Source organism: Enterobacter chengduensis (genome assembly GCF_001984825.2).
GTDB lineage: Bacteria > Pseudomonadota > Gammaproteobacteria > Enterobacterales > Enterobacteriaceae > Enterobacter > Enterobacter chengduensis.
The window spans coordinates 1664078-1687933 of the sequence record NZ_CP043318.1; the positions used below are offsets into that span (position 1 = coordinate 1664078).

21 protein-coding genes are annotated in these 23856 nt (G+C 60.1%); 10 read left to right on the forward strand and 11 right to left on the reverse strand.

Annotation, left to right across the window (positions count from 1 at the left end; all coding sequences use genetic code 11):
* Positions 1–151 precede the first annotated feature (151 nt).
* Together FY206_RS08220 and FY206_RS08225 are read right to left on the reverse strand one after the other, a co-directional pair.
* Positions 152–2584, reverse strand: a complete 2433-nt coding sequence (locus FY206_RS08220) for a formate C-acetyltransferase/glycerol dehydratase family glycyl radical enzyme (protein ID WP_077064068.1) — start codon at positions 2582–2584, stop codon at positions 152–154.
* A 4-nt stretch (positions 2585–2588) separates the two neighbouring features.
* On the reverse strand, positions 2589–3488 hold the full coding sequence (locus FY206_RS08225; protein ID WP_032639096.1) for a glycyl-radical enzyme activating protein: 900 nt from the start codon (positions 3486–3488) through the stop codon (positions 2589–2591).
* A gap of 128 nt (positions 3489–3616) precedes the next feature.
* Between FY206_RS08225 and fsa the strand changes: the two genes are divergently transcribed.
* Positions 3617–4279, forward strand: a complete 663-nt coding sequence (gene fsa, locus FY206_RS08230; protein WP_032639081.1) for a fructose-6-phosphate aldolase — start codon at positions 3617–3619, stop codon at positions 4277–4279.
* 89 nt (positions 4280–4368) lie between these two features.
* Here the strand turns inward: fsa and moeB are convergent, their stop codons facing one another.
* Positions 4369–5121, reverse strand: a complete 753-nt coding sequence (gene moeB / locus FY206_RS08235) for a molybdopterin-synthase adenylyltransferase MoeB (protein ID WP_032639104.1) — start codon at positions 5119–5121, stop codon at positions 4369–4371.
* 1 nt (position 5122) lies between these two features.
* Positions 5123–6355 carry a molybdopterin molybdotransferase MoeA gene (gene moeA, locus FY206_RS08240; RefSeq protein WP_077064066.1) on the reverse strand — a complete coding sequence of 411 codons (1233 nt, stop codon included), beginning with the start codon at positions 6353–6355 and terminating at the stop codon, positions 5123–5125.
* A 188-nt stretch (positions 6356–6543) separates the two neighbouring features.
* On the opposite strand from moeA, the gene iaaA reads away from it, so the two are divergent.
* The 5 genes from iaaA to gsiD are packed head-to-tail and all read left to right on the forward strand — an operon-like array spanning position 6544 to position 12765.
* Positions 6544–7482 (forward strand): beta-aspartyl-peptidase, encoded by a 939-nt coding sequence (iaaA, locus tag FY206_RS08245; protein WP_032642507.1) that lies wholly within the window; start codon positions 6544–6546, stop codon positions 7480–7482.
* Between the two features lie 10 nt (positions 7483–7492).
* A complete protein-coding gene (gsiA, locus tag FY206_RS08250) occupies positions 7493–9364 on the forward strand; it encodes a glutathione ABC transporter ATP-binding protein GsiA (RefSeq protein WP_032642509.1) in 1872 nt (623 codons plus the stop codon).
* A gap of 23 nt (positions 9365–9387) precedes the next feature.
* The gene (gene gsiB, locus FY206_RS08255) at positions 9388–10926 is read left to right on the forward strand and encodes a glutathione ABC transporter substrate-binding protein GsiB (RefSeq protein ID WP_032639108.1); all 1539 of its coding nucleotides are present in this window, start codon (positions 9388–9390) and stop codon (positions 10924–10926) included.
* Positions 10927–10931: 5 nt separating this feature from the next.
* Positions 10932–11852 carry a glutathione ABC transporter permease GsiC gene (gsiC, locus tag FY206_RS08260; protein WP_032639110.1) on the forward strand — a complete coding sequence of 307 codons (921 nt, stop codon included), beginning with the start codon at positions 10932–10934 and terminating at the stop codon, positions 11850–11852.
* Between the two features lies 1 nt (position 11853).
* Entirely contained in the window at positions 11854–12765 is a 912-nt protein-coding gene (gene gsiD / locus FY206_RS08265; RefSeq protein ID WP_032639111.1) for a glutathione ABC transporter permease GsiD, read from the forward strand.
* Positions 12766–12879: 114 nt separating this feature from the next.
* On the opposite strand, the gene rimO is transcribed toward gsiD, so the two are convergent.
* Positions 12880–14205, reverse strand: a complete 1326-nt coding sequence (rimO, locus tag FY206_RS08270) for a 30S ribosomal protein S12 methylthiotransferase RimO (protein ID WP_032639113.1) — start codon at positions 14203–14205, stop codon at positions 12880–12882.
* 216 nt (positions 14206–14421) lie between these two features.
* Here rimO and bssR point away from each other — a divergent pair, with 216 nt between their 5' ends.
* Together bssR and FY206_RS08280 are read left to right on the forward strand one after the other, a co-directional pair.
* Positions 14422–14805 (forward strand): biofilm formation regulator BssR, encoded by a 384-nt coding sequence (gene bssR / locus FY206_RS08275; protein ID WP_032639115.1) that lies wholly within the window; start codon positions 14422–14424, stop codon positions 14803–14805.
* Positions 14806–14911: 106 nt separating this feature from the next.
* Positions 14912–16030: a PQQ-dependent sugar dehydrogenase gene (locus FY206_RS08280; RefSeq protein WP_032639117.1), complete on the forward strand. Its 1119-nt coding sequence runs from the start codon at positions 14912–14914 to the stop codon at positions 16028–16030.
* Here the strand turns inward: FY206_RS08280 and FY206_RS08285 are convergent, their stop codons facing one another.
* Entirely contained in the window at positions 16031–16657 is a 627-nt protein-coding gene (locus FY206_RS08285) for a glutathione S-transferase family protein (RefSeq protein WP_045890483.1), read from the reverse strand. It lies immediately after the preceding gene.
* Between the two features lie 241 nt (positions 16658–16898).
* Here FY206_RS08285 and dacC point away from each other — a divergent pair, with 241 nt between their 5' ends.
* Entirely contained in the window at positions 16899–18104 is a 1206-nt protein-coding gene (dacC, locus tag FY206_RS08290) for a serine-type D-Ala-D-Ala carboxypeptidase (RefSeq protein WP_045890490.1), read from the forward strand.
* 67 nt (positions 18105–18171) lie between these two features.
* Here dacC and deoR read toward each other — a convergent pair whose 3' ends face one another.
* From deoR to FY206_RS08305, 3 genes are all read right to left on the reverse strand, one after another.
* The gene (deoR, locus tag FY206_RS08295; RefSeq protein WP_032639124.1) at positions 18172–18930 is read right to left on the reverse strand and encodes a DNA-binding transcriptional repressor DeoR; all 759 of its coding nucleotides are present in this window, start codon (positions 18928–18930) and stop codon (positions 18172–18174) included.
* Between the two features lie 67 nt (positions 18931–18997).
* A complete protein-coding gene (gene ybjG / locus FY206_RS08300) occupies positions 18998–19606 on the reverse strand; it encodes an undecaprenyl-diphosphate phosphatase (RefSeq protein WP_032639129.1) in 609 nt (202 codons plus the stop codon).
* Between the two features lie 7 nt (positions 19607–19613).
* The gene (locus FY206_RS08305; protein ID WP_032639130.1) at positions 19614–20342 is read right to left on the reverse strand and encodes a phosphatase PAP2 family protein; all 729 of its coding nucleotides are present in this window, start codon (positions 20340–20342) and stop codon (positions 19614–19616) included.
* Positions 20343–20510: 168 nt separating this feature from the next.
* Between FY206_RS08305 and FY206_RS08310 the strand changes: the two genes are divergently transcribed.
* Positions 20511–21743 (forward strand): MFS transporter, encoded by a 1233-nt coding sequence (locus tag FY206_RS08310; RefSeq protein ID WP_032639132.1) that lies wholly within the window; start codon positions 20511–20513, stop codon positions 21741–21743.
* Positions 21744–21812: 69 nt separating this feature from the next.
* On the opposite strand, the gene FY206_RS08315 is transcribed toward FY206_RS08310, so the two are convergent.
* Both FY206_RS08315 and FY206_RS08320 read right to left on the reverse strand, forming a co-directional pair.
* Positions 21813–22625: a Cof-type HAD-IIB family hydrolase gene (locus FY206_RS08315; RefSeq protein ID WP_032639133.1), complete on the reverse strand. Its 813-nt coding sequence runs from the start codon at positions 22623–22625 to the stop codon at positions 21813–21815.
* Positions 22615–23829, reverse strand: coding sequence for an MFS transporter (locus tag FY206_RS08320; RefSeq protein ID WP_080500328.1), 1215 nt, complete (start codon positions 23827–23829; stop codon positions 22615–22617). Before FY206_RS08320 ends, FY206_RS08315 begins: the two co-directional genes overlap by 11 nt.
* Between the last annotated feature and the right edge of the window lie 27 nt (positions 23830–23856).

Below are 23856 nucleotides of genomic sequence, written 5' to 3' on the forward strand. Positions count from 1 at the left end.
ACAAGGTGACGGGGAGCACAAATTTATTTCATTCGAAAGTAAAAGCAAAACGGCAACTCCGTTGCCGTTTTTAGTGTTTGCTCCCTCTCCCCGTGGGAGAGGGCCGGGGTGAGGGCATCTGCGTGCGCATTTCCCCTTAGGGGATACACCGTTACAGCGTATGCTCGGTACGGGCGATAATATCGTCCTGCGCATCCGGGGACAGGGCGGTGAAGAACGCCGAGTAGCCTGCGACGCGCACCACTAAATCGCGGTACTGGTCCGGGTGTTTCTTCGCTTCCAGCAGCGTTTCGCGCGAGACGATGTTGTACTGAATATGCCAGCCTTTATGCACCTCGAAGAAGGTGCGCAGCAGCACCATCAGCTTCTGGCGATCGCTGTCGTTCTCCAGCGTCGACGGGTTCAGCTTCTGGTTCAGCAGCACGCCGCCCAGAATCGCTTCCGTCGGCAGCTTGCCCACGGAGCCGATCACCGCCGTCGGGCCGAGGTGGTCGGTACCGGACGCCGGGCTGGCCCCTTCCGCCAGCGGGGTATGCGCCTTACGACCGTCCGGCGTCGCCATCGTCGCCGCGCCAAACGGCACGTTTGCGGAGATGGACGACGTGCCCGCGTAGTAGTTGCCGCCAATCGGACCGCGGCCGTAGCGCGGGTTGTGGTACTGCTTCAGCTCTTCAATGTAGGTCTGATAGGCACGGGTCAGCAGCATATCCACGCTGTCGTCGTCGTTGCCGTACTTCGGCGCGCCGTTGATCAGGCGCTGGCGCAGCTGCTCGTGGGTCAGGCCGTCGAAATCATCCGCCAGCGCCGCCGCCAGCTGCTGCTGGCCGATGACGCCCTGTTCAAACACCAGCTTCTTCACCGCCGCCAGGCTGTTGCCGAGGTTGGCGATACCCACCTGCAGGCCGGAGACCCAGTCATACTTCGCGCCGCCCTGCTTGATGCTTTTCGCGCGTTCGATGCAGTCGTCCACCAGCGCCGAGCAGAGAATATCGTGGACGTTCTCTTCCAGCATGGTGTCCACCACGTATTCAATCTCGATGGATTTACGGGTGTAGTAGCGGATCTGGCTATCCCACGCCGCCATGACTTCGTCGAAGTTATTGAAGTTACCGGCAGAAAGCGCTTTCTCCTGCGGCAGGAACACCTTGCCGCTGGTGGCGTCGCGGCCGCCTTCCAGCGCCGCCAGCATCACGCGGGCGAAGTTGATAAAGCTCATGCCGGTGCAGCGATAGCCCCACTTGCCGCCCACGGCGGTTTCGATGCAGCCGATGGCCGCGTAGTCGTAGGCGTCCTCTTTTTCGACGCCGAGCTTGATGAATTCCGGGATGACGATTTCGTCGTTGTTGAACGCCGGCATGCCGAAGCCGCAGCGGATCACCTGCACGCAGGCGTCGAGGAAGTCGTTAATCATGCCCGCGTGGTAACGCACGCTCAGGTTCGGCTGAGTGGAGCGCAGGCGACCGCAGGATTCCAGAATCGCGTAGGAGAGCGGGTTGACCGCGTCCATTGGCTCACCGTTGACCAGCTTCTGGCCGCCGATGGTGACGTTCTGGTACAGCGGGCTGCCTGCAGACGCTTTGGAGTGCGAGCCGGAGCGGATCTTGTTCACTTCCAGCAGCTTCAGCCAGCAGCTGTGCAGCAGCTCGATGGCGTGTTCGCGGTCCAGGCTCTGGTTCAGCTCCACGTCGCGGCGGTAGAACGGATAGAGATACTGGTCCATACGCGCGAACGACACGGAGTGGCCGTTGGACTCAATCTGCAGGATCAGCTGAATGAAATAGCACAGCTGCAGCGCCTGCCAGAAGGTTTTTGGCGGCTCGTGGGCGATGACGTCACAGTTTTCCGCCATCGCCAGCAGCTCGTCGCGACGGCTTTCGCGGGTTTCGGTCGAGGCCATCTCGCGCGCCAGATCGGCAAAGCGCGTGATGTGCAGACTCACCGCCTCCAGCACGATATCAATCGCCTTCAGGAACTGGTCGCCGTGCAGGTCTTCCAGCACCGTCAGGTTGATGCGCGAGCGGCGCTCGGCCACTTTGGCGCGCAGGCCGTCGAGGCCTTTCTCCAGCACCAGCGGGAAGTTGACCGCCAGGTGCGCGTCGCCGGAGGTCATGTTGCCTTCGGCTTTGATAATGCCGGTTTCCAGCAGGCCTTTCTGCTCGTCAGTGAACATGCCGTAGCAGCGGTCCTGCACCGTCTGGCCGCGCCACCACGGGCAGATTTCATGCAGGACGCGCTTGTTCTCTTCGCTCACCGCAAAGCCCGCGCCCGGACGGTCCGCCAGATCGTCGATCTCTTTCTCAATCCAGGAGACGGTGTATTCCGGGAAGATAGGTGCGGCGCGAACTTCGCTTGCCTGGTTACCGATAATCAGCTCGTCGTGCTTGATCCAGATGGTACGCTCAGCCAGGTGATGCGCCAGCGCCAGGGCGCGACGCACCGGGATGGGCTTGTCCATGTGCTGCTGGTACATTTCGGTGTAATGCTGCGCGCGCTCGGTGCAGACCGGCGGCTTAACGATATGAACCAGCGCGGTTTTGTACGCCTTGATGCGCTCGCTGAGGGTGTTAAGATTCAGGGTTGTCATAAGTTTATCCTCGTAAGGTCGCGGTTAACCCTTTCTGGCAGGCGTACTGCTGCGCGAAGTCCAGCAGGGCAGGGTTATCCAGCGGTTTGTCAGGGGCAGAGTAGGGTTGGCCGAGCAGGGTGTATTTGTTCATGCCCAGCGTGTGATACGGCAGAAAATGAATATCGTCGACGCCGAGCTCGTCAGCGGCGAAGTTGGTCATGGCGGCTATGGACGCTTCGTCAGCGTTAAAGCCCTGGATCAGCGGCACGCGGATGGTGATCTTTTTCCCGGCAGCGGCCAGGCGTTTGAGATTATCGAGGATCCGTTTCGCCGAGCCGTCCGTCCACTGCCTGAACACCTCAGGATCGACGTGCTTCAGGTCGGCGAGGAACAGGTCAACGTACGGTAATGAAGGCTCGATATAGTGCCACGGCACGTGAAGACACGTTTCAACGGCGGTGTGGATCCCCTGTTCATGGCTGGCTTTAAACAGCGCGTGGGCCAAATCCGGGTTCATAAACGGCTCGCCGCCGGAAAGCGTGATGCCGCCGCCGCTGCGGTCGTAAAAGGGCTTGTCGCGCAGCACGGTTGCCATAATCTCTTCCACCTGCTTCTCTTCACCGCACACGGTGAGCGCCTGCGTCGGGCAGCAGTCGTTGAGGGCATTGAGCGTCTCTTCATTCAGCTTTTCGCGGTGGATGACCAGGCTATTCAGCGCGCGTTCGATACAGCCCGGCGCCGCCTGCTGGCACAGGTCGCAGCCGTCAAGGCACAGGCGCGCATCAAACAGCACGTCCCGGCTGCGGGAGCGGCTTTCGGGGTTCTGGCACCAGCGACAGCCCAGCGAGCAGCCTTTCAGGAACACCACGGTACGAATACCGGGGCCATCGTGGGTAGAGTAACGCTGAATATTGAAGATCATGTTTTCGCCTCTCATCTTGCATACGAAGATTAAATGACTTTCGAATGAAAGTCATCTTGATGCAGGTCAACTCCTGAGCAGGTTTTCCTGTGATAGCTTAAGTGCAGGCTAATTTTGAGGGTGACATCATGGAACTTTATCTCGACACATCTGACGTTGCGGCAGTCAAAAAGCTGGCGCGTATCTTCCCGCTGGCGGGCGTAACTACTAACCCAAGCATCGTGGCGGCAGGTAAAACGCCGCTGGACGAGCTGCTGCCCGCGCTGCACGACGCGCTGGGCGGTAAAGGCCGTCTGTTCGCCCAGGTGATGGCGACCACCGCCGAAGGGATGGTGGAAGACGCGCGCAGGCTGCGCGCCATCATTAACGATCTGGTGGTGAAAGTGCCGGTGACTGCTGAAGGGCTGGCGGCGATCAAGATGCTGAAGGCTGAAGGGATCCCGACGCTGGGTACGGCGGTGTACGGCGCCGCGCAGGGGATGCTCTCCGCGCTGGCAGGGGCGGAATATGTCGCACCTTACGTGAACCGCGTGGACGCGCAGGGCGGGGACGGGATCCAGACCGTGGTTGAACTGCAGCAGCTGCTGACGCTGCACGCTCCGCAGTCAAAAGTGCTGGCGGCGAGCTTTAAAACCCCGCGTCAGGCGCTGGACTGCCTGCTGGCAGGATGCGAGTCCATTACGCTGCCGCTGGACGTGGCGCAGCAGTTCATTACCTCTCCTGCGGTAGACGCAGCGATAGTGAAGTTTGAGCAGGACTGGCAGGGGGCGTTTGGACGGACGTCGATCTGACGGGTGCGGCCTGATGCCCTCACCCCAACCCTCTCCCACAGGGAGAGGGAGCAAACACTAAAACGACAACCTTCAGGTTGTCGTTTGCTTTAACCTCCGCACACCTCACACCCCGGGTTGCGCATCAGCTTCATCTCGCGGAACTGGCAGGTCATCGCGTCGTACATCACGATTTTCCCCGCTGCGGGCGTGCCGTAGTGCGCCAGCACTTTGATCGCTTCCATTGCCTGCAATGAGCCAATCACGCCGACGAGCGGCGCCATCACGCCCGCCTCAACGCAGGTCAGCGCATTTTCGCCGAACAGGCGGCTCAGGCAGCGGTAGCAGGGTTCTCCTTCCGCGTAGGTGAAGACGCTGATTTGCCCCTCCATGCGGATTGCCGCGCCGGAAACCAGCGGGGTTTTGTGGGCAAAACAGCCCGCGTTGAGCTGGTTGCGGACGGCGACGTTATCGGTGCAGTCCAGCACCAGGTCGTGCTGCGCAATCTGCGCCGACAGCGCGTCGTCATCCAGCATTGCGTCAATCAGGGTGAACTGAACGTGGGGGTTGATGCGCGCCAGCGCGGCCCTGGCGGATTCCACTTTTGGCTGGCCAATGGTCGCATCGCCGTGCAGCGTCTGGCGCTGCAGGTTAGACACCGATACGGTATCAAAATCCAGCAGCGTCATTCTGCCCACGCCCGCCGCGGCAAGGTACTGCGCGGCGGCGCAGCCCAGACCGCCGAGCCCGACGACCAGCACATTGGCCGCCTTGAGCGCCTCCTGGCCCTCGAAATCAAACCCGCGCAGCACGATCTGGCGGTTGTAGCGCATCATCTCCGGGTCGCTCAGCTCCACCGTCATGTCAGCCTCCGAACAGGTGGTTAAAGCGCTCGACCTCAACCCATTCGCCCGCCTCCACGTTGCCGCGCTCGCGCTCCAGCACGATAAAGCAGTTGCCCTGGCTGAAGGAGCTGAAAATGTGCGAGCCCTGGTGCCCGGTGGTGCTCACCTCGAGCTGTCCGTCCGCGCTACGTGCCAGAATGCCGCGCTGGAAATCGAGGCGGCCCGGCGATTTCTTCAGGCGCGTGGCGGCACGCACGCGCAGGCGTTCCGGCAGCGGGCTGGCGCGGTTGCCGGAAAGCTTCGCCAGCAGCGGGATCACCAGCTGGTAGAAGGTGAGCGCCGCCGACACGGGGTTACCCGGCAGGCCGCAGAACCAGCCGTGCGGGAGCTTGCCAAAGGCGAACGGCTTGCCCGGCTTGATGGCCAGCTTCCAGAAGGCGATTTCGCCCAGCTCTTCAAGCAGGGTTTTGGTGTAATCCGCTTCGCCCACGGAGACGCCGCCGGAGCTGATGACCACGTCGGCGGATTTATCCGCCTCGATAAACGCCGCGCGCAGTTTTTCCGGATCGTCTGGAATAATCCCGAGGTTAATGACCTCGCAGCCCAGCTGCTCCAGCATCAGATGGACTGCCAGGCGGTTGGTGTCGTAAATCTGGCCGTCCTGCAGCGGCTGGCCGGGAAGCTGCAGCTCGTCGCCGGTGGAGAAAATGGCGACGCGCACTTTTCGGATAACGTCGACGTCCGCGATGCCGAGCGAGGCCAGCACCGGCAGTTCCGCCACCGTCAGCTTCTGCCCGGCGGCAAAGACCGTCGCGCCAAGGGTGATGTCTTCGCCCGTGCGGCGGATGTTCTGGCCCGCTTTGACGCTCGCGGTAAAACGCACGCCGCCGTCGGTTTGCTCGGTCTCTTCCTGCATCACCACAGCATCGCAGCCCGCCGGAACCGGCGCACCGGTCATGATGCGCACGCAGGTGCCCGCAGGCCATTCACCGCTAAACGGCTGGCCGGCAAAGGCTTTACCGGCCACCGGCAGGGCATTGCCCGTCTGGAGATCCGCCAGGCGCACCGCGTAACCGTCCATCGCGGAATTATCAAACCCCGGCACGTTAAGCGGAGAGACGATATCGCGTGCGGCAATGCGGCCAAAGCAGCGCACGAGGGGCAGCGTCTCAACGTCATTCAGCGGGGAAACTCGGTCAAGCATCTGCGTGAGTGCCGTCTCAAGCGGCATCAGTCCGGCGGTAAAATCCATGGTGGGCTCCTGCGGAGTAACAACGAAAGCGTCCATTATGGCAGAAAAGTGCGGCTAACTGTATGACCCGATGGGTGTACGCTTTACATCACAGTTGCGTCTTTCTATATTCAAAAATCATCTGAAGTTTCGTCGACGATAATGATATTTATAGAAAAAGCCGCCAATCAGGCTAACGGGTGATGCGAATGGTTAACGCGGTAATCGCAATTCATGGTGGCGCCGGGGCGATCGCCCGAGCCCAGCTCGGTCCCGAGCAGGAAAAGCGCTATATCGACGCGCTGTACGCCATTGTGGAAACGGGCCAAAAAATGCTGGAAGCGGGCGAGAGCGCGCTGGATGTGGTCACCGAGGCGGTGCGCCTGCTGGAGGAGTGCCCGTTATTTAACGCGGGGATCGGGTCGGTCTTTACCCGGGATGAAACCCACGAGCTGGATGCCTGCGTGATGGACGGCGTCACCCTGAAAGCGGGGGCCGTGGCGGGCGTGAGCCGTCTGCGCAATCCGGTGCTGGCGGCGCGTCTGGTGATGGAGTCGAGCCCGCACGTGCTGCTCACGGGCACCGGGGCGGAGGCGTTTGCGTTCGAACACGGGATGGAACCGGTATCGCCGGATCTGTTTTCCACCGAGGCGCGCTATCAGCAGCTGCTGGAAGCCCGCTCCGCGGGCATGACGCAGCTTGACCATGCTGCGCCGCTGGATGAAACCACCAAAATGGGCACGGTGGGTGCGGTGGCGCTCGATAAGGCCGGCAACCTCGCGGCGGCGACCTCCACGGGCGGCATGACCAACAAGCTGCCCGGACGCGTCGGCGACAGCCCGCTGCCGGGCGCGGGCTGCTACGCCAATAACGCCACGGCGGCGGTGTCGTGTACCGGCACCGGAGAAGTGTTTATTCGCGCGCTTGCGGCGTACGACATCACCGCGCTGATGGATTACGGCGGATTAAGCCTGAGCGAGGCCTGCGAGCGCGTGGTGATGGAGAAACTGCCCGCGCTGGGCGGCGTCGGCGGGCTCATTGCGGTGGATCGTGAGGGCAACGTGGCCCTGCCGTTCAACAGCGAAGGCATGTATCGCGCCTGGGGTTATGCCGGTGACGAGCCGAGCACGGGCATTTATCGTGAATAAGGGGCCGCGCGTGCCGCACAGTGAAGAACTGGACACCCGCGAAGTGCTGGCTGTCCATCAGCTGAATATTGCGTTTCAGGAAGAGCGGCAGTTCATCCCCGCAGTAGAGAATTTATCGTTTACGCTCAGGCGCGGCGAGACGCTGGCGATTGTTGGCGAGTCCGGCTCCGGGAAATCGGTCACCGCGCTGGCGCTGATGCGCCTGCTGGAACAGACGGGTGGGCAAATCAGCAGCGAGAAAATGCTTCTGCGCCGCCGTAGCCGCGATGTCATTGATTTAAATGAGCTCAGCGGCTCGCAGATGCAGGGCGTTCGCGGGGCGGATATTGCGATGATCTTCCAGGAGCCGATGACCTCCCTGAACCCGGTGTTTGCGGTCGGGGAACAGATCGCCGAGTCCATCCGCCTGCATCAGGGGCTGAGCGGCGATGAGGCGCTCAGGGAAGCCCGTCGGATGCTGGAGCTGGTGCGCATTCCGGAGGCGCAGGCCATTCTGGGGCGCTATCCGCATCAGCTTTCCGGCGGCATGCGCCAGCGGGTGATGATTGCCATGGCGCTCTCGTGCCGTCCAGCGGTGCTGATTGCCGATGAACCGACGACGGCGCTGGACGTGACGATTCAGGCGCAGATCCTGCAGCTCATCAAAGTGCTGCAGCAGGAGATGGAGATGGGGGTGATCTTCATCACCCACGATATGGGCGTGGTGGCCGATATCGCCGATCGGGTGCTGGTGATGCACAAGGGCCGCGCGGTAGAAACCGGCCCGGTGGAGCAGATCTTTCACGCGCCCGTACATCCTTACACCAAAGCGCTGCTGGCGGCGGTGCCGCGCCTGGGGGCGATGAACGGCAGCGACCTGCCGCGTCGTTTTCCGCTGATTTCTCTCGAGGCATCAGAAGTGCAGGAGGAGGAACGCGAGCAGGACACCGTGGTGCCGGGCAGGCCCATTCTGGAAGTGCGCAATCTGGTCACCCGTTTTCCGCTGCGCAGCGGCGTACTGAACCGCGTGAAGCGCGAAGTGCACGCGGTGGAAAACGTCAGTTTCGATCTCTGGCCGGGCGAAACGCTGGCGCTGGTGGGGGAGTCCGGCTGCGGTAAATCCACCACCGGGCGCGCGTTGCTCCGGCTGGTGGAATCACAGGAAGGCAGCATTACCTTTAACGGTGAGCGTATTGATACGCTGCCGGCCAGCAGGCTGCAGGCGGTGCGGCGGGATATTCAGTTCATTTTTCAGGATCCGTATGCCTCCCTCGATCCGCGCCACACGGTGGGGTATTCGATCATGGAGCCGCTGCGGGTGCATAACCTGCTCGACGGCGACGCGGCGCAGCGTCGCGTGGCCTGGCTGCTGGAGCGCGTCGGCCTCAAGCCGGAGCACGCCTGGCGCTATCCGCACGAGTTTTCCGGCGGGCAGCGACAGCGTATCTGCATCGCCCGCGCGCTGGCGCTGAACCCGAAGGTGGTGATTGCCGATGAGTCCGTCTCGGCGCTGGACGTCTCTATCCGCGCGCAGATCATCAACTTATTACTGGATTTACAGCGGGATATGGGGATCGCCTTCCTGTTTATCTCGCACGATATGGCGGTGGTTGAGCGCATCAGCCATCGCGTGGCGGTGATGTTTATGGGGCAGATCGTGGAGATCGGGCCGCGACGAGCGGTGTTTGAGAACCCGCAGCATCCGTATACCCGCAAGCTTATCGCGGCGGTCCCGGTGGCCGATCCCGCGCATCGTCACGGCCAGCGCGTGCTGCTGCAGGATGAAATGCCGGGCAATATTCATAAACGGGGCGAGGCCGCGGAGCGCGTGATGCTGCGCGAGGTCGGTCCGGGTCATTTCGTCGCGCCTCCGCGTCAGGACAATGCTTTTTCGCGGTTATAACTTACAACAGGCAGGAGAACACAATGGTTACATTTGTAGCGCGTAGATGGTTGTTAGCCGCGAGCGTGACGGCAGCCCTGGCCGCTGCCCCCGCGTTCGCTGCCAAAGACGTGGTGGTGGCCGTCGGCTCTAATTTCACCACGCTCGATCCGTATGACGCCAACGACACGCTGTCGCAGGCGGTGGCGAAATCCTTCTATCAGGGCCTTTTCGGCCTGGATAAAGAGATGAAGCTCAAAAACGTGCTGGCGGAGGGATACACCGTCTCCGACGACGGACTGGTGTATACCATCAAGCTCAGAACCGGCGTGAAGTTTCAGGACGGGACCGATTTCAACGCGGAGGCGGTGAAGGTTAACCTCGATCGCGCCAGCAATCCGGAAAATAGCCTCAAGCGCTATAACCTGTATAAAAATATCGCCAAAACGGAGGTGGTCGACCCGGCGACGGTAAAAATTACCCTGAAAGAGCCGTTCTCCGCGTTTATCAATATCCTGGCGCATCCGGCAACGGCGATGATTTCTCCTGCCGCGCTGAAGAAATACGGCAAGGAGATCGGCTTCCACCCGGTCGGTACCGGCCCGTACGAGCTGCTCACCTGGAACCAGACCGATTTTGTAAAGGTGAAGAAATTCGCGGGATACTGGCAGCAGGGGCTGCCGAAGCTGGACACCATCACCTGGCGCCCGGTGGTGGACAACAACACCCGCGCGGCGATGCTGCAAACCGGCGAGGCGCAGTTTGCCTTCCCGATCCCGTATGAGCAGGCCGCCATTCTGCAGAAAAACAGCAAGCTGGAGCTGGTCGCCAGCCCGTCTATCATGCAGCGCTACATCAGCATGAACGTCACGCAAAAGCCGTTTGATAACCCGAAGGTGCGTGAAGCTATCAACTACGCCATCAACCGCCAGGCGCTGGTGAAGGTCGCTTTTGCGGGCTATGCCACCCCGGCGACCGGCGTGCTGCCGCCGGCGATTGCGTATGCGCAAAGCTATCAGCCGTGGCCGTACGATCCGGCCAAAGCGCGCGAGCTGCTGAAAGAGGCGGGCTTCCCGAACGGCTTCAGCACCACGCTGTGGTCGTCGCATAACCACAGTACCGCCCAGAAGGTGCTGCAGTTTACCCAGCAGCAGCTGGCGCAGGTGGGCATCAAGGTGCAGGTCACCGCGATGGATGCCGGGCAGCGTGCGGCTGAAGTGGAGGGAAAAGGGCAGAAAGAGAGCGGCGTGCGGATGTTCTACACCGGCTGGACGGCCTCGACCGGTGAAGCCGACTGGGCGCTGTCGCCGCTGTTCGCCTCGCAGAACTGGCCGCCAACCCTGTTCAACACCGCGTTTTACAGCAATCCGCAGGTGGACAAAGACCTGGCCGATGCCCTGAAAACCACCAAACCGGAAGAGAAAGCGCGCCTCTACAAGGACGCGCAGGACATTATCTGGAAAGAGTCGCCGTGGGTGCCGCTGGTGGTGGAGAAACTGGTCTCAGCCCATAACAAAGCGCTGACCGGGTTCTACATCATGCCGGACACCGGCTTTAGCTTTGACGATGCGGATTTAAAATAAACCTCATGCTGAATTATGTTTGTAAACGTCTGCTGGGGCTTATCCCGACGCTGCTGATTGTGGCGGTGCTGGTGTTTTTGTTTGTCCATATGCTGCCGGGCGATCCGGCGCGTCTGGTTGCAGGGCCGGAAGCGGATGCCACCGTCATTGAGCTGGTGCGCAAGCAGCTTGGTCTTGACCAGCCGCTGTATAGGCAGTTCATCCATTATATCTGCAACGTTCTGCAGGGCGATTTCGGGATCTCGATGGTGTCGCGCCGTCCGGTGTCGGAGGATATTGCCAGCCGCTTTATGCCGACGTTCTGGCTAACGATTGCCAGCATGAGCTGGGCGGTCGTGTTTGGGCTGGGTGCAGGGATTGTGGCGGCGGTCTGGCGCAACCGCTGGCCGGACAAGCTCGGCATGGCGCTGGCGGTCACCGGGATCTCCTTCCCGGCGTTCGCGCTGGGGATGCTGCTGATGCAGATCTTCTCCGTTGAGTTGGGCTGGCTGCCGACCGTCGGGGCGGATACCTGGCAGCACTACATCCTGCCGTCCCTGACCCTGGGGGCTGCCGTTTCGGCGGTGATGGCCCGCTTTACCCGCGCCTCGTTCGTTGACGTGCTGAGCGAAGACTATATTCGCACCGCGCGGGCGAAAGGGGTCAGCGAGAAGTGGGTCATTCTCAAGCACGGGTTTCGCAATGCGATGATCCCGGTGGTGACGATGATGGGGCTGCAGTTTGGCTTCCTGCTGGGCGGCTCGATCGTCGTGGAAAAGGTGTTCAACTGGCCGGGGCTGGGGCGCCTGCTGGTCGATTCCGTCGAGATGCGCGACTACCCGGTGATTCAGGCGGAAGTTCTGCTGTTCTCCCTGGAGTTTATTCTTATTAACTTAGTGGTTGACGTGCTCTACGCCGCCATCAACCCGGCCATCAGGTACAAGTAAGATGCGATTGTTGAACTGGCGACGTCAGGCCGTGTTAAACGCGATGCCGGGGCTCAAACCGGACCATATCCGCACCCCGTGGTCTGAATTCTGGCGGCGTTTTCGCCGTCAGCCGGTCGCGATGGCGGCGGGGCTGTTCGTGCTGCTGCTGATTGCGGTGGCGATTGTGGCGCAGTGGGTGGCGCCGTTTGATGCGGAAAACTATTTTGATTACGACCGTCTGAACGACGGCCCCTCGATGCTGCACTGGTTCGGCGTGGACTCCCTCGGCCGCGATATCTTCAGCCGCGTGCTGGTGGGGGCGCAAATCTCGCTCGCCGCCGGGGTGTTCGCGGTGCTGATTGGCGCGGCCATCGGGACCGTTCTGGGTCTGGTTGCCGGGTATTACGAAGGCTGGTGGGACCGCATCATCATGCGCATCTGCGACGTGCTGTTTGCTTTTCCCGGCATTCTGCTGGCGATCGCCGTGGTGGCGATCATGGGCAGCGGCATGGCGAACGTCATCATTGCCGTCGCGGTCTTTTCGATTCCGGCGTTTGCCCGCCTGGTGCGCGGCAACACGCTGGTGCTGAAGCAGCAGACCTTTATCGAGTCCGCCCGCAGCATGGGGGCCAGCGACGCTACCATCCTGTTCAGCCATATTCTGCCGGGTACGGTCTCGTCCATCGTGGTCTATTTCACCATGCGTATCGGCGTGTCGATTATCTCGGCGGCCAGCCTGTCGTTTCTGGGTTTGGGCGCGCAGCCGCCAACGCCGGAGTGGGGCGCGATGCTGAACGAGGCGAGGGCAGATATGGTGATTGCGCCGCACGTGGCGATCTTCCCGAGTCTGGCGATTTTCCTGACCGTGCTGGCGTTTAACCTGTTAGGTGACGGGCTGCGCGACGCGCTGGATCCGAGGATTAAGGGGTAGGCTTTTACTTGCCCCTCACCCCGGCCCTCTCCCCAAAGGGGCGAGGGTGAAAAACCGCACCGAGCAGTCCCCTCTCCCCAGTGGGGAGAGGGTTAGGGTGAGGGGGGAAGAAGGTTAAACCCGGCTACCCCACAGATCATACTCGTCCGCGTTTTCAACCTTCACGCGAATAATATCGCCTGGCTTAACGTTGGTTTCGCCGTTCAGGTACACCGCACCGTCGATTTCAGGGGCATCGGCCATGCTGCGGCCAATCGCACCTTCTTCGTCCACTTCGTCGATGATGACCATGATCTCGCGGCCCACTTTCTCCTGCAGGCGCTCGGCGGAGATCTGCTGCTGCAGCTGCATGAAGCGGTTCCAGCGCTCTTCTTTCACCTCTTCCGGCACCTGATCCGCCAGTTCGTTGGCGGTCGCACCTTCCACCGGGCTGTACTTGAAGCAGCCTACGCGGTCCAGACGCGCTTCCTTCAGGAAGTCGAGCAGCATCTGGAAATCTTCTTCGGTTTCACCCGGGAAGCCGACGATGAACGTTGAACGCAGGGTCAGCTCCGGGCAGATCTCGCGCCACTGCTTGATGCGCGCCAGCTGACGGTCAACGGAGCCTGGGCGCTTCATCAGCTTCAGGATACGCGGGCTGGCGTGCTGCAGCGGGATGTCGAGGTACGGCAGAATTTTGCCTTCCGCCATCAGCGGGATCACGTCGTCAACGTGCGGGTACGGATAGACGTAGTGCAGACGCGTCCAGATGCCGAGTTTGGACAGCTGCTCGCACAGGCCCACCATGCTGGTTTTCACCGGCTCGCCGTTATGGAATCCGGAGCGGTGCTTCACGTCCACGCCGTAAGCAGAGGTATCCTGGGAGATGACCAGCAGCTCCTTCACGCCCGCGTCGGCCAGACGTTTGGCTTCTGCCAGCACTTCGCCAATCGGACGGCTCACCAGATCGCCACGCATGGACGGGATGATGCAGAAGGTGCAGCGATGGTTGCAGCCTTCGGAAATTTTCAGGTACGCGTAGTGGCGCGGCGTCAGCTTCACGCCCTGTTCCGGCACGAGGCTCAGGAACGGGTTGTGCTTGGGTTTTGGCACATAGTGATGAACATGTTGCAGCACCTGCTCGTAGCTGTGCGGGCCGGTGATCTCCAGCACCTTCGGGTGCACTTCGCGGATCTGGTCTTCTTTCGCGCCCAGACAGCCGGTAACAATCACTTTGCCATTTTCCGTCAGGGCTTCACCGATGGCTTCCAGGGACTCCTGAACCGCGCTGTCGATGAACCCGCAGGTGTTAACAATCACCATATCGGCGTTGTCGTAGCTTGGCACCACGTCATAGCCCTCGGTGCGCAGTTCGGTCAGGATGCGTTCGGAATCCACGAGGTTTTTCGGGCAGCCCAGGGAGACGAAGCCGATTTTCGGCTGGTGCGTAACATTGCTCATAGGTTAAAAATTCATCAATTATGGAGTTATCAGGGCGGGATTTTACAGCGTATCGCGGGGGATTTATACACTCTTTGCAAGGCGGATACGCCGGGTTGACGTTGTAACATTGTAAATAATGTTAATCAGTTAATAAAAATTGATCTCAGGCATTAAATTGTACAAAAAATGTACTTATCCTGACTATGCACCATGGCTGACAGAGGAGGAAAGAGAATGACCGTTGACAGACTAAAACGCGATCTGCTGAACAAGCTGATCAACGCCCGAATCGACCTGGCCGCGTACCTGCAGTTGAGGAAGGCAAAAGGGTATATGTCAGTCAGCGAAAGCGAACATCTGCGTGAAAACCTGTTTGAACTGTGTAATTTCATGCGTGAAAAAGCACCGATCCTGAGGGCGAATTACGGCGAAAGCGAGCTGCTTGCGCTGCGCCGTGCCGCTGAGGTGCTCTCCATCGCTGGGGTATGTTTGATGAACGGACGCCACGACTGCCCGAATTTTATCGCCGTTAACGCGGAGAAGCTTGAAAACTGCCTGACCACGCTCTCTCTATGCATCATGTGCCTGAACGAACACGAAGCGCTTGAACAGCACTGAGCCAGGGGGAGGTCACTCCCCCTTCTGATTAAGCTTTTGTAAAAGTGGTAACGCGCCCGGATGCAGTGGCTACCCTTTATGCCATATGCCGATAAAGGAGCGCGTTATGCACCGATCCTCGCTGATTTTCCTGCCTGCGTTGTTATTTCCCGTATCGCTGCTTGCTGCGCCAGAAGCGGTCAAGGTCGAGGTGCTGCAAAACCGGCTCGATCATCCCTGGTCCCTGGCGTTCCTGCCGGACAATCAAGGGCTGCTGGTGACCCTGAAGGGCGGCCAGCTTAAGCGCTGGCAGGCCGGAAAAGGGCTCTCCGATCCGATTGTCGGCGTACCGAAGGTGTGGGCAAACGGTCAGGGAGGTTTGCTGGACGTGGTGTTGGCGCCGGATTTTAAAACGTCGCGCCGCGTCTGGCTGAGCTACGCCGAGGCCGGTGATGACGGCAAAGCCGGAACGGCGGTGGGCTATGGCCGCCTGAGCGACGACGCTACCCGCATCGAGGGTTTCCAGGTGGCGTTCCGCCAGATGCCGAAACTCTCGACCGGGAACCATTTTGGTGGGCGGCTGGTGTTCGACGGCAAAGGTTACCTCTTTATTGGCCTCGGCGAGAATAACCAGCGGCCGACGGCGCAGGATCTGGACAAGCTGCAGGGTAAAGTCGTGCGCCTCACCGAAGACGGGAAAGTCCCGTCGGATAACCCGTTTGCAAATACTCCCGGCGCGCGCCCGGAAATCTGGTCTTACGGCATTCGCAACCCGCAGGGAATGGCGATGAATCCCTGGAGCGAGACGCTGTGGCTGAACGAGCACGGCCCGCGCGGCGGGGATGAGATCAACATCCCGGAAAAGGGAAAGAACTACGGCTGGTCGCTGGCGACGCACGGCATCAACTACAGCGGGTTGAAAATCCCGGAAGCCAGAGGCGAGCACGTTGAGGGCACCGAAAAGCCGCTGTTCGTCTGGAAAGTGTCCCCCGCAGTCAGCGGCATGGCGTTTTACAACAGCGACGTCTTCCCGCAGTGGAAAAACAAGCTGTTCATCGGCGCGCTGAAGGAGAAGGACGTTATCGTTCTGAACGTGGACGGCAACAGGGTGACGGAAGACGGGCGCATTCTGGGCGACCGGGACCAGCGTATTCGCGACGTGCGGGTGGGGCCGGATGGCTATTTATATGTTCTGACCGACGAGACGGACGGGCAGCTGTTAAAAGTCAGCCCGTCCGGCGCGTAATCAGGTGACCGGGATCATCACCACGTTGCGGTATGCCGGGCGATCGCTCAGCTGGTTTAGCCAGCGCGCAAGGTGAGGGCGCGGCGTCCACTTCAGGCCCATGTTGGTCAGGTTCCAGACGAATGGCGCCACGGCGATATCGCCCGTGCCGAACGCCTCGCCGGAGAACCAGGCGTGCTTCGCAAGCTCGTCATCCATCATGGCAAACAGACGTTCGCAGGCATCCTGCGCGGCATGAATGGCGGGATAGTCACGTTCGGCTTCCGGCGTGCGGATAAGCCCCATCAGGATCACGCGGTGGGTCGGGGACAGCGTCTGGTTTGCCCAGTCCATCCATTTATCACCCTGCGCACGGCGGGCCGGATTTTCAACCCACAGGCGTCCCTGGCCGTACTGGGCGGCGAGGTAACGCACAATGGTGTTGGACTCCCAAAGCGTCGCGTCTGTTTCATCATCGCGCAGCAGCGGCACCAGGCCGTTCGGGTTCATGGCCAGGTAGTCTGCCTCTTTGTTCACGCCAAACGACAGTCCGGCCATGATCTGATTGAACGGTAAATCCAGCTCTTCCAGCGTCCAGAGCACTTTCTTAACGTTGGTCGAATTATTCCTGCCCCATAGCGTAATCATATTTACTCCCGATGAGATGTGAATCCGAGTCAGCTTTTCGTCATGGTGAGATAAACCTAACAATTACGCAACAGAAGACAAAAAAATCGTCTGAATCAAAGCGTATCTGAATGTTATTGCATAAACTTTAATAACTTTACCCTCGTTGGGTTTCTTTAACCGTTTTAGTGCGCTATTACTCATCGCTTCTTGCGACACGGTGATGTGACGTAATTTTTGAATGGACACTCGGGTGGCATTTATGACGCGTAAAATGACTTCTCTGCGCAGCCTGGCGGCAGGCTCTGCGCTCCTTTTCCTGTTTGCACCAACGCTCTACGCAGCTGAGCAGGCTGCGCCCGAAGCGCCGCCTGTGGATGCGCGCGCCTGGATCCTGATGGATTATTCCAGCGGTAAGGTGCTGGCGGAAGGCAATGCGGATGAGAAACTCGATCCGGCCAGCCTCACCAAAATCATGACCAGCTATGTGGTGGGCCAGGCGCTGAAGGCGGGCAAGATCAAGCTGGACGATATGGTCACGATCGGGAAGGATGCCTGGGCAACCGGGAACCCGGCGCTGCGGGGCTCTTCCGTGATGTTCCTGAAGCCGGGCGATCAGGTTTCCGTTTCCGATCTGAATAAAGGGGTGATTATTCAGTCGGGGAATGATGCGTGCATCGCGCTGGCCGATTACGTTGCCGGCAGTCAGGATTCTTTCATTGGTTTGATGAATGGCTATGCGCAGAAGCTGGGCTTAACCAACACCACGTTCAAAACGGTTCACGGCCTGGATGCGCCGGGACAGTTCAGTACCGCGCGCGACATGGCGCTGCTGGGGAAGGCGCTGATCCACGACGTGCCGGATGAATACGCCATCCATAAAGAGAAAGAGTTTACCTTCAACAAAATCCGCCAGCCGAACCGCAACCGCCTGCTGTGGAGCAGCAACGTTAACGTGGACGGCATGAAGACCGGCACCACGGCGGGCGCGGGTTATAACCTGGTAGCCTCCGCGACGCAGGGCGACATGCGCCTGATTTCGGTGGTGCTGGGCACCAAAACCGACCGCATTCGCTTTAACGAATCGGAAAAGCTGCTGACCTGGGGCTTCCGCTTCTATGAGACCGTGACGCCGATTAAGCCGGATGCCACGTTCGTCAGCCAGCGCGTCTGGTTTGGTGACAAGAGTGAAGTCAACCTCGGGGCGGGCGAGGCGGGTTCCGTAACCATTCCACGCGGCCAGCTGAAAAACCTGAAGGCCAGCTACACCCTGACCGACCCGCAGCTCACGGCACCGCTGAAAAAAGGCCAGGTGGTCGGGACGATTGATTTCCAGCTCAACGGTAAGTCGATTGAACAGCGTCCGCTGATCGTGATGGAGGCGGTGGAAGAGGGCGGCTTCTTCAGCCGGATGTGGGATTTCGTGATGATGAAATTCCACGGCTGGTTTGGCAGTTGGTTTAGCTAAACCTTGTGGTTTTTCTCCCTCTCCCCGTGGGAGAGGGCCGGGGTGCGGGCATCAGACCGCACCCCGTTCAATACATCAACTTTACCTGCTGCGCCTTCGCGTGGGCCACAATCTCGTCGTCCGGGCGGCAATCGCTGACGATGGCGTCAAACTGCCCCAGCTCGCCCATTCGTGCCGACCGCACCTTACCAAACTTACTGTGATCGACCACCAGCACGTGGTACTGCGCCGCGCTTAACGCCCAGTGCTTTACCGGCAGTTCCTCCAGATTAAAGCAGGTCGCCCCCTGACGCACATTCACGCCCGCGGCGGAATAGAACGCGATGTCCGGGCAGAGATTGCTGAGGGTGTCCTGCAGGTTGAGCGGCTTAAAGATAGCGTTGCTGGCGTGAAACTCGCCCCCGCAGAGGATCACCCGGCACTCGGGTTTCTCCTGAAGCGCCAGAAAGGTGTTCAGGGAGTAGCACACGGCGGTAAAAGGGATGCTGCTGTCGATGGCTTCGATAATCCACGGCGTGGTGGTCCCGCAGTCAAAAAACAGCGTCTGGTGCGGCTGCACCAGCGAGGCCGCAAGCCGCGCGGCTTTACGCTTCTCTTCCACCAGGCGCGTCTTCTGGTCGCTGATCAGATAATGGCTGGCGCTGCGCGGCTCAAGCACAATATAGCCGCCCAGCAGCACGACGGGCGCGCTTTCGCTGTTCAGATCCCGACGAATGGTCATCTCTGAGACGCCGAGGAGGTTGGCGGCTTCCTTAAGATGCAGCTTATCGCTGCGCTTCAGCGCCTGAAGCAGCTGAGCTATGCGGTCATCGCGACGTGTTTCCATAGTTCCTCGGGATAAAAAAGTGAACCCCCGCAGGGCGGGGGTTCAAGTGTAACCTGTCAGGTCGGGGTTAGTCACGTATCCAGCCTTTGCGGATCGGGATAGCGAAAAGGGTGCGATAGAGTGAAGACAGCGTCCGGTAAAGCGCTTCGCCAAAGAGGCTCCACAGAATAGCCGCGCTTACGCAGCCAATCAGCCCTACCAGGAAACCGCCCACCATATCCAGCGGCCAGTGAACGCCCAGGTAAACGCGGGACCAGGCAATCGCCACGGCCGCCACCATCAGCACCGCACCAGACCACAGGCGATGCCAGAACAGGAAAGCCAGCGCGAAGGTGAAGATAACCGTACCGTGATCGCTCGGGAAGGAGTCATCGGGTGCGTGATGCAGGAAGGTATAACCGACATGGTCGACAAAAGGACGGTCGTGCGGGAACGCATGGCCAAGAATATAGCTGGCCAGTACGCTTACCCCGAGCGCCATCGCGACTTTGATCACCAGCTGGCGCTGTGCCTTCACCTGACTGCGGGGACCCCACAGCCAGAGAATGGCGGCCAGCGCGGGCACGATACCGATCAGGTCTTTTGCCAGAAAGGTGGCAAAGTCAATCATCCACTCTGGCGAGGCTGGCGTGGCGTTAATCAGATAAAACAGCTGATAATTCAGATTCTCTAACATAGCGTTATCACTCTTTAGCAAACCGGGTGGAAATCAGCCCGTAGACGGCCACCTGGGAAAACCAAACCCACCACCCGGCCCACAGGTTGTGAGAGAAAAAATGTGCTCCGCGCATCACCTGACCGAAGCCCATCGCCAGACCCAGCAGCACGCCGAGGACGACGAAGCTCCAGGCGAGACGCGGACGCTCGCGCCAGAAGGCAAAAAACAGCCCCATCACCATAAACCCGCTGGAGGCATGACCGCCGGGGAAACAGCGCCCCGGACCGCTGTCAGCAGGGACGGCGCTGAACAGGGGATAAGACACCGCCTTACCGCCATATTCCACCAGATCCCACGGGCAGCTGTGATGGCTCACGCTTTTCAGCACGCCCACCACCAGCGCGCCAACGCCCATCAGCAGCGCCGCCGTCACCAGCCTTGCGTTACGCCTGTAAGCGCCGTAAAGCAGCGCCACGGCACCTAAGGCGATGGCGATATACTTCGCCAGGCGGTGGTTAAGCAGATCCAGCAGGTGGTCTTTCTGCAGCGGGAAACTCTGCGTTGCCGCGTCATACCAAAAGCCGGTGATCCATCTGTCGAGCGCTTCATCGCGCGATAGCCACGTGAAAAGCACGGCAAGGACTAACAGCACGAAAAGCTGATAACCATAAAAGCGGCCCGGCAAGCGGTAAAGTCGTTTTGTCTTATTTGTCTGTAAGTTAGACAATTCTGAACGGCTGGAAATGAGTGCCATAATTTGGGGTCGTTGACGAGTAATGGGGCTATCATAAATCTGTCAACTTAAGGAAACCTTAAACGAAGACGATATGTGCTTTATTTCTGTTTATCCTCGATAAATCACTATCTCGGGCCGCGGCATTTCATTAAACTCGTCGCGATTTTGTCATTATAAAGAGATTGCATGTTAAACCGTTCTTCTTCTGGTGCGCGTCTGGGTCGTCAGGCGTTGCTTTTCCCTCTGTGTCTGGTGCTCTACGAATTTTCTACCTATATCGGCAACGATATGATCCAGCCCGGTATGCTGACCGTTGTGGCGCAGTACAACGCGGGCATTGAGTGGGTACCGACCTCCATGACCGCCTATCTGGCCGGCGGCATGTTTTTGCAGTGGCTGTTAGGGCCGCTGTCGGATCGTATTGGCCGTCGCCCGGTGATGCTGACGGGCGTGGTGTGGTTTATCGTCACCTGCCTTGCCACGCTGCTGGCGCAAAACATCGAGCAATTTACCCTGCTGCGTTTCCTGCAGGGGGTGAGCCTGTGCTTTATCGGTGCCGTAGGGTATGCCGCCATTCAGGAGTCATTTGAAGAGGCGGTGTGTATCAAAATTACCGCGCTAATGGCCAACGTGGCGCTGATCGCTCCGCTGCTGGGGCCGCTGGTGGGCGCGGCGTGGGTGCACGTAGCCCCGTGGGAAGGGATGTTTGTTCTCTTTGCGGTACTCGCCGCTATCGCATTCTTCGGCCTGCACCACGCGATGCCGGAAACGGCTACCCGCATCGGCGAGAAACTCTCGCTCAAAGAGCTGGGTCGGGATTACAAAGCAGTGCTGAAGAATGGCCGCTTTGTGGCGGGCGCGCTGGCGACCGGGTTCGTGAGCCTGCCGCTGCTGGCGTGGATTGCGCAGTCGCCGGTCATTATCATCAGCGGTGAAAAGCTCAGCAGCTATGAGTATGGCCTGCTGCAGGTGCCGATCTTCGGCGCGCTGATTATCGGAAACCTGGTGCTGGCCCGTCTGACGTCGCGCCGCACCGTGCGTTCACTGATTATCATGGGCGGCTGGCCGATTGCGGCAGGGCTGATTCTGGCGGCGGTGGCGACCGTCGCGTCATCCCACGCCTACCTGTGGATGACGGCGGGGCTAAGCCTCTACGCCTTCGGCATTGGCGTGGCGAACGCCGGGCTGGTACGCCTGACGCTGTTTGCCAGCGAAATGAGTAAAGGCACGGTATCCGCGGCGATGGGCATGCTGCAGATGCTGATCTTTACCGTCGGTATTGAGGTGAGCAAGCATGCCTACGCGTTGGGCGGCAACGGGCTGTTCAGCCTGTTTAACCTCGCCAACGGCGCGCTGTGGGTTGGCCTGATGGTGGTATTCCTGAAGGACAAACGCGTCGGCAACGCCCTGCAGCCTTAATCTGTCTTTTCCCTCTCCCCGTTGGGGAGAGGGTCAGGGTGAGGGGGGAGGGCACCAGACCGCACGATATCAATTAAACGGCGCCTCGCCGTTCAACACCTTTTCAATCACATCCAGCACGCCTTCCTCGTTATTATGCGGCGCTTCGAAACGCGCCACCGCCTTGATGTGCGGTCTGGCATTCGCCATCGCAAAGCTGAACCCGGACTGACGCAGCATCTCAACGTCGTTGCCGCTGTCGCCGAAGGCCACCACTTCGCTGTCGTTTATGCCCCAGCGCTGTTGCAGGAGCCGCAGGCCGTTGGCTTTATGCACGCCGGGGATGATGAGGTCGATGCTGCCGTGACCGGTGGTGACGGGCACCATAATGTCGCTCAGCTTTTCATGCAGCATTGCCTGAATGCGCGGGATTTCATCGTCAGACACGTTAAGCCCGAACTTGAAGAAAATATCGTTCAGGTTGTCGAAATCACTCACCATTTCGAGACGGTGATAGTACTTCGCCGCGATCGCCTTGAAGCCCTCGTCATAATCTTTCAAGGTGTAGGCGCTGCTCTTCCCGCAGGCGATAATCTCGATGCCCGGAACGTCGTTTAAGACCTTCGCGACGGACTCAAAATGGGCTTTCGACAGTTCACCGTTAAAGACGTCTTCACCTTCGCTCACCACCCAGCCGCCGTTTTCGGCGACGAATGAAATTTCATGCGCAATCTCCGGGAAAAAGGAGATCAGCTGGTAGTACTGGTTGCCGCTGGCGACCACGAAGCGAATGCCTTGCGCCTTCATGCGGGCGTACTGCGCCAGGAAGCGCGGGCGATTGTAGGTCTTGGCATCGCTCAGGAATGTACCATCCATGTCGACGGCGATCAGTTTAACGCTCATATCCCTTCTCCAGTGTCGTTTGATTCGTTTCCGGCTTCGCCACCGCGCGCGCCACCAGCGCCGCGACGATCACTAACCCCAATACCACCAGCATGGCGCTGCGCAGCCCGTAGTGTTCACCCAGGAAGCCGAGCAGCGGCGGCCCCACCAGGAAGGCGAGATAGCCGGTAGTCGCCACCACGCTGACGCGCGTCGGGGCATCCGGGCCGGTGTCGCTGGCGGCCGAAATGGTCAGCGGGAAGCCGAGCGACGCGCCCAGCCCCCAGAGGATCACCGAGACGCCGGCAATCCAGTCCACGTCCACAAAGATAATCATCGCGATACCCAGCCCGCCGAGAAGGGCGCTGGCGCGCACCACCGCCACGCGGCTGTAGCGGTCGATAAACCAGCCGCCGGTGAAGCGCCCGACGGTCATGCCCAGCGTAAACCCGGCGTAAATCAGCGAGCCGGAGGTTGGGCTAAAGCCGTGACCGTCCACCATCAGCAGCGGCAGCCAGTCGTTGGCGGAACCTTCCGCAAACGCCATCGCCAGCACCACCACGCCGATCAGCATCAGCTGGAAATCGCGGTAGAAGGGTAACCCTTTTTCGGTCGAATGCTGTTCGTCAGCGGAGTTCTTGCCGGTGCCGGCCGGAATGGCCCGGATGCCGGTCAGGATCGGAATGATGCACACCAGCGCCGCCAGCAGAATATGCAGATTTGCGCTCACGCCCGTAGCCGTTAGCGCCATCCCCACGCCCGCACCGGCCAGCGTGCCGAGGCTGTAAAAGCCGTGCATCATCGGCAGCACGGTTTTGTTCATCTCGCGCTCGACCGCCGCCCCTTCAACGTTGATGGCCACTTCCGCCGAGCCGAAGCTGCCGCCAAATACCGTCAGCCCCAGGGCAAACAGCACCGGTGACGCACACCACAGCGCGGCGCTCAGCACGATCATCCCAACGACCGCGAAGCACATGGTGGTGCGGATCACCGCCCGCGTGCCAAAGCGCTTTACCAGCCACGCGGAGCAGAGTATGCCGCTCATCGAGCCTATCGACAGGCCAAACAGCACGATGCCCATCTCAGCGGTCGAGACGGACAAAATGTCGCGAATGGCGGGGGTGCGCGTGGCCCAGGAGGCCATCAGCAGGCCGGGGATAAAGAAGAACATAAACAGCGCCCACATGCGGAGCTGCAGGGCTTTACGGGGAGAGGTCAGCGTCATTGGGGTAGCACCAGAAGTACAACAATA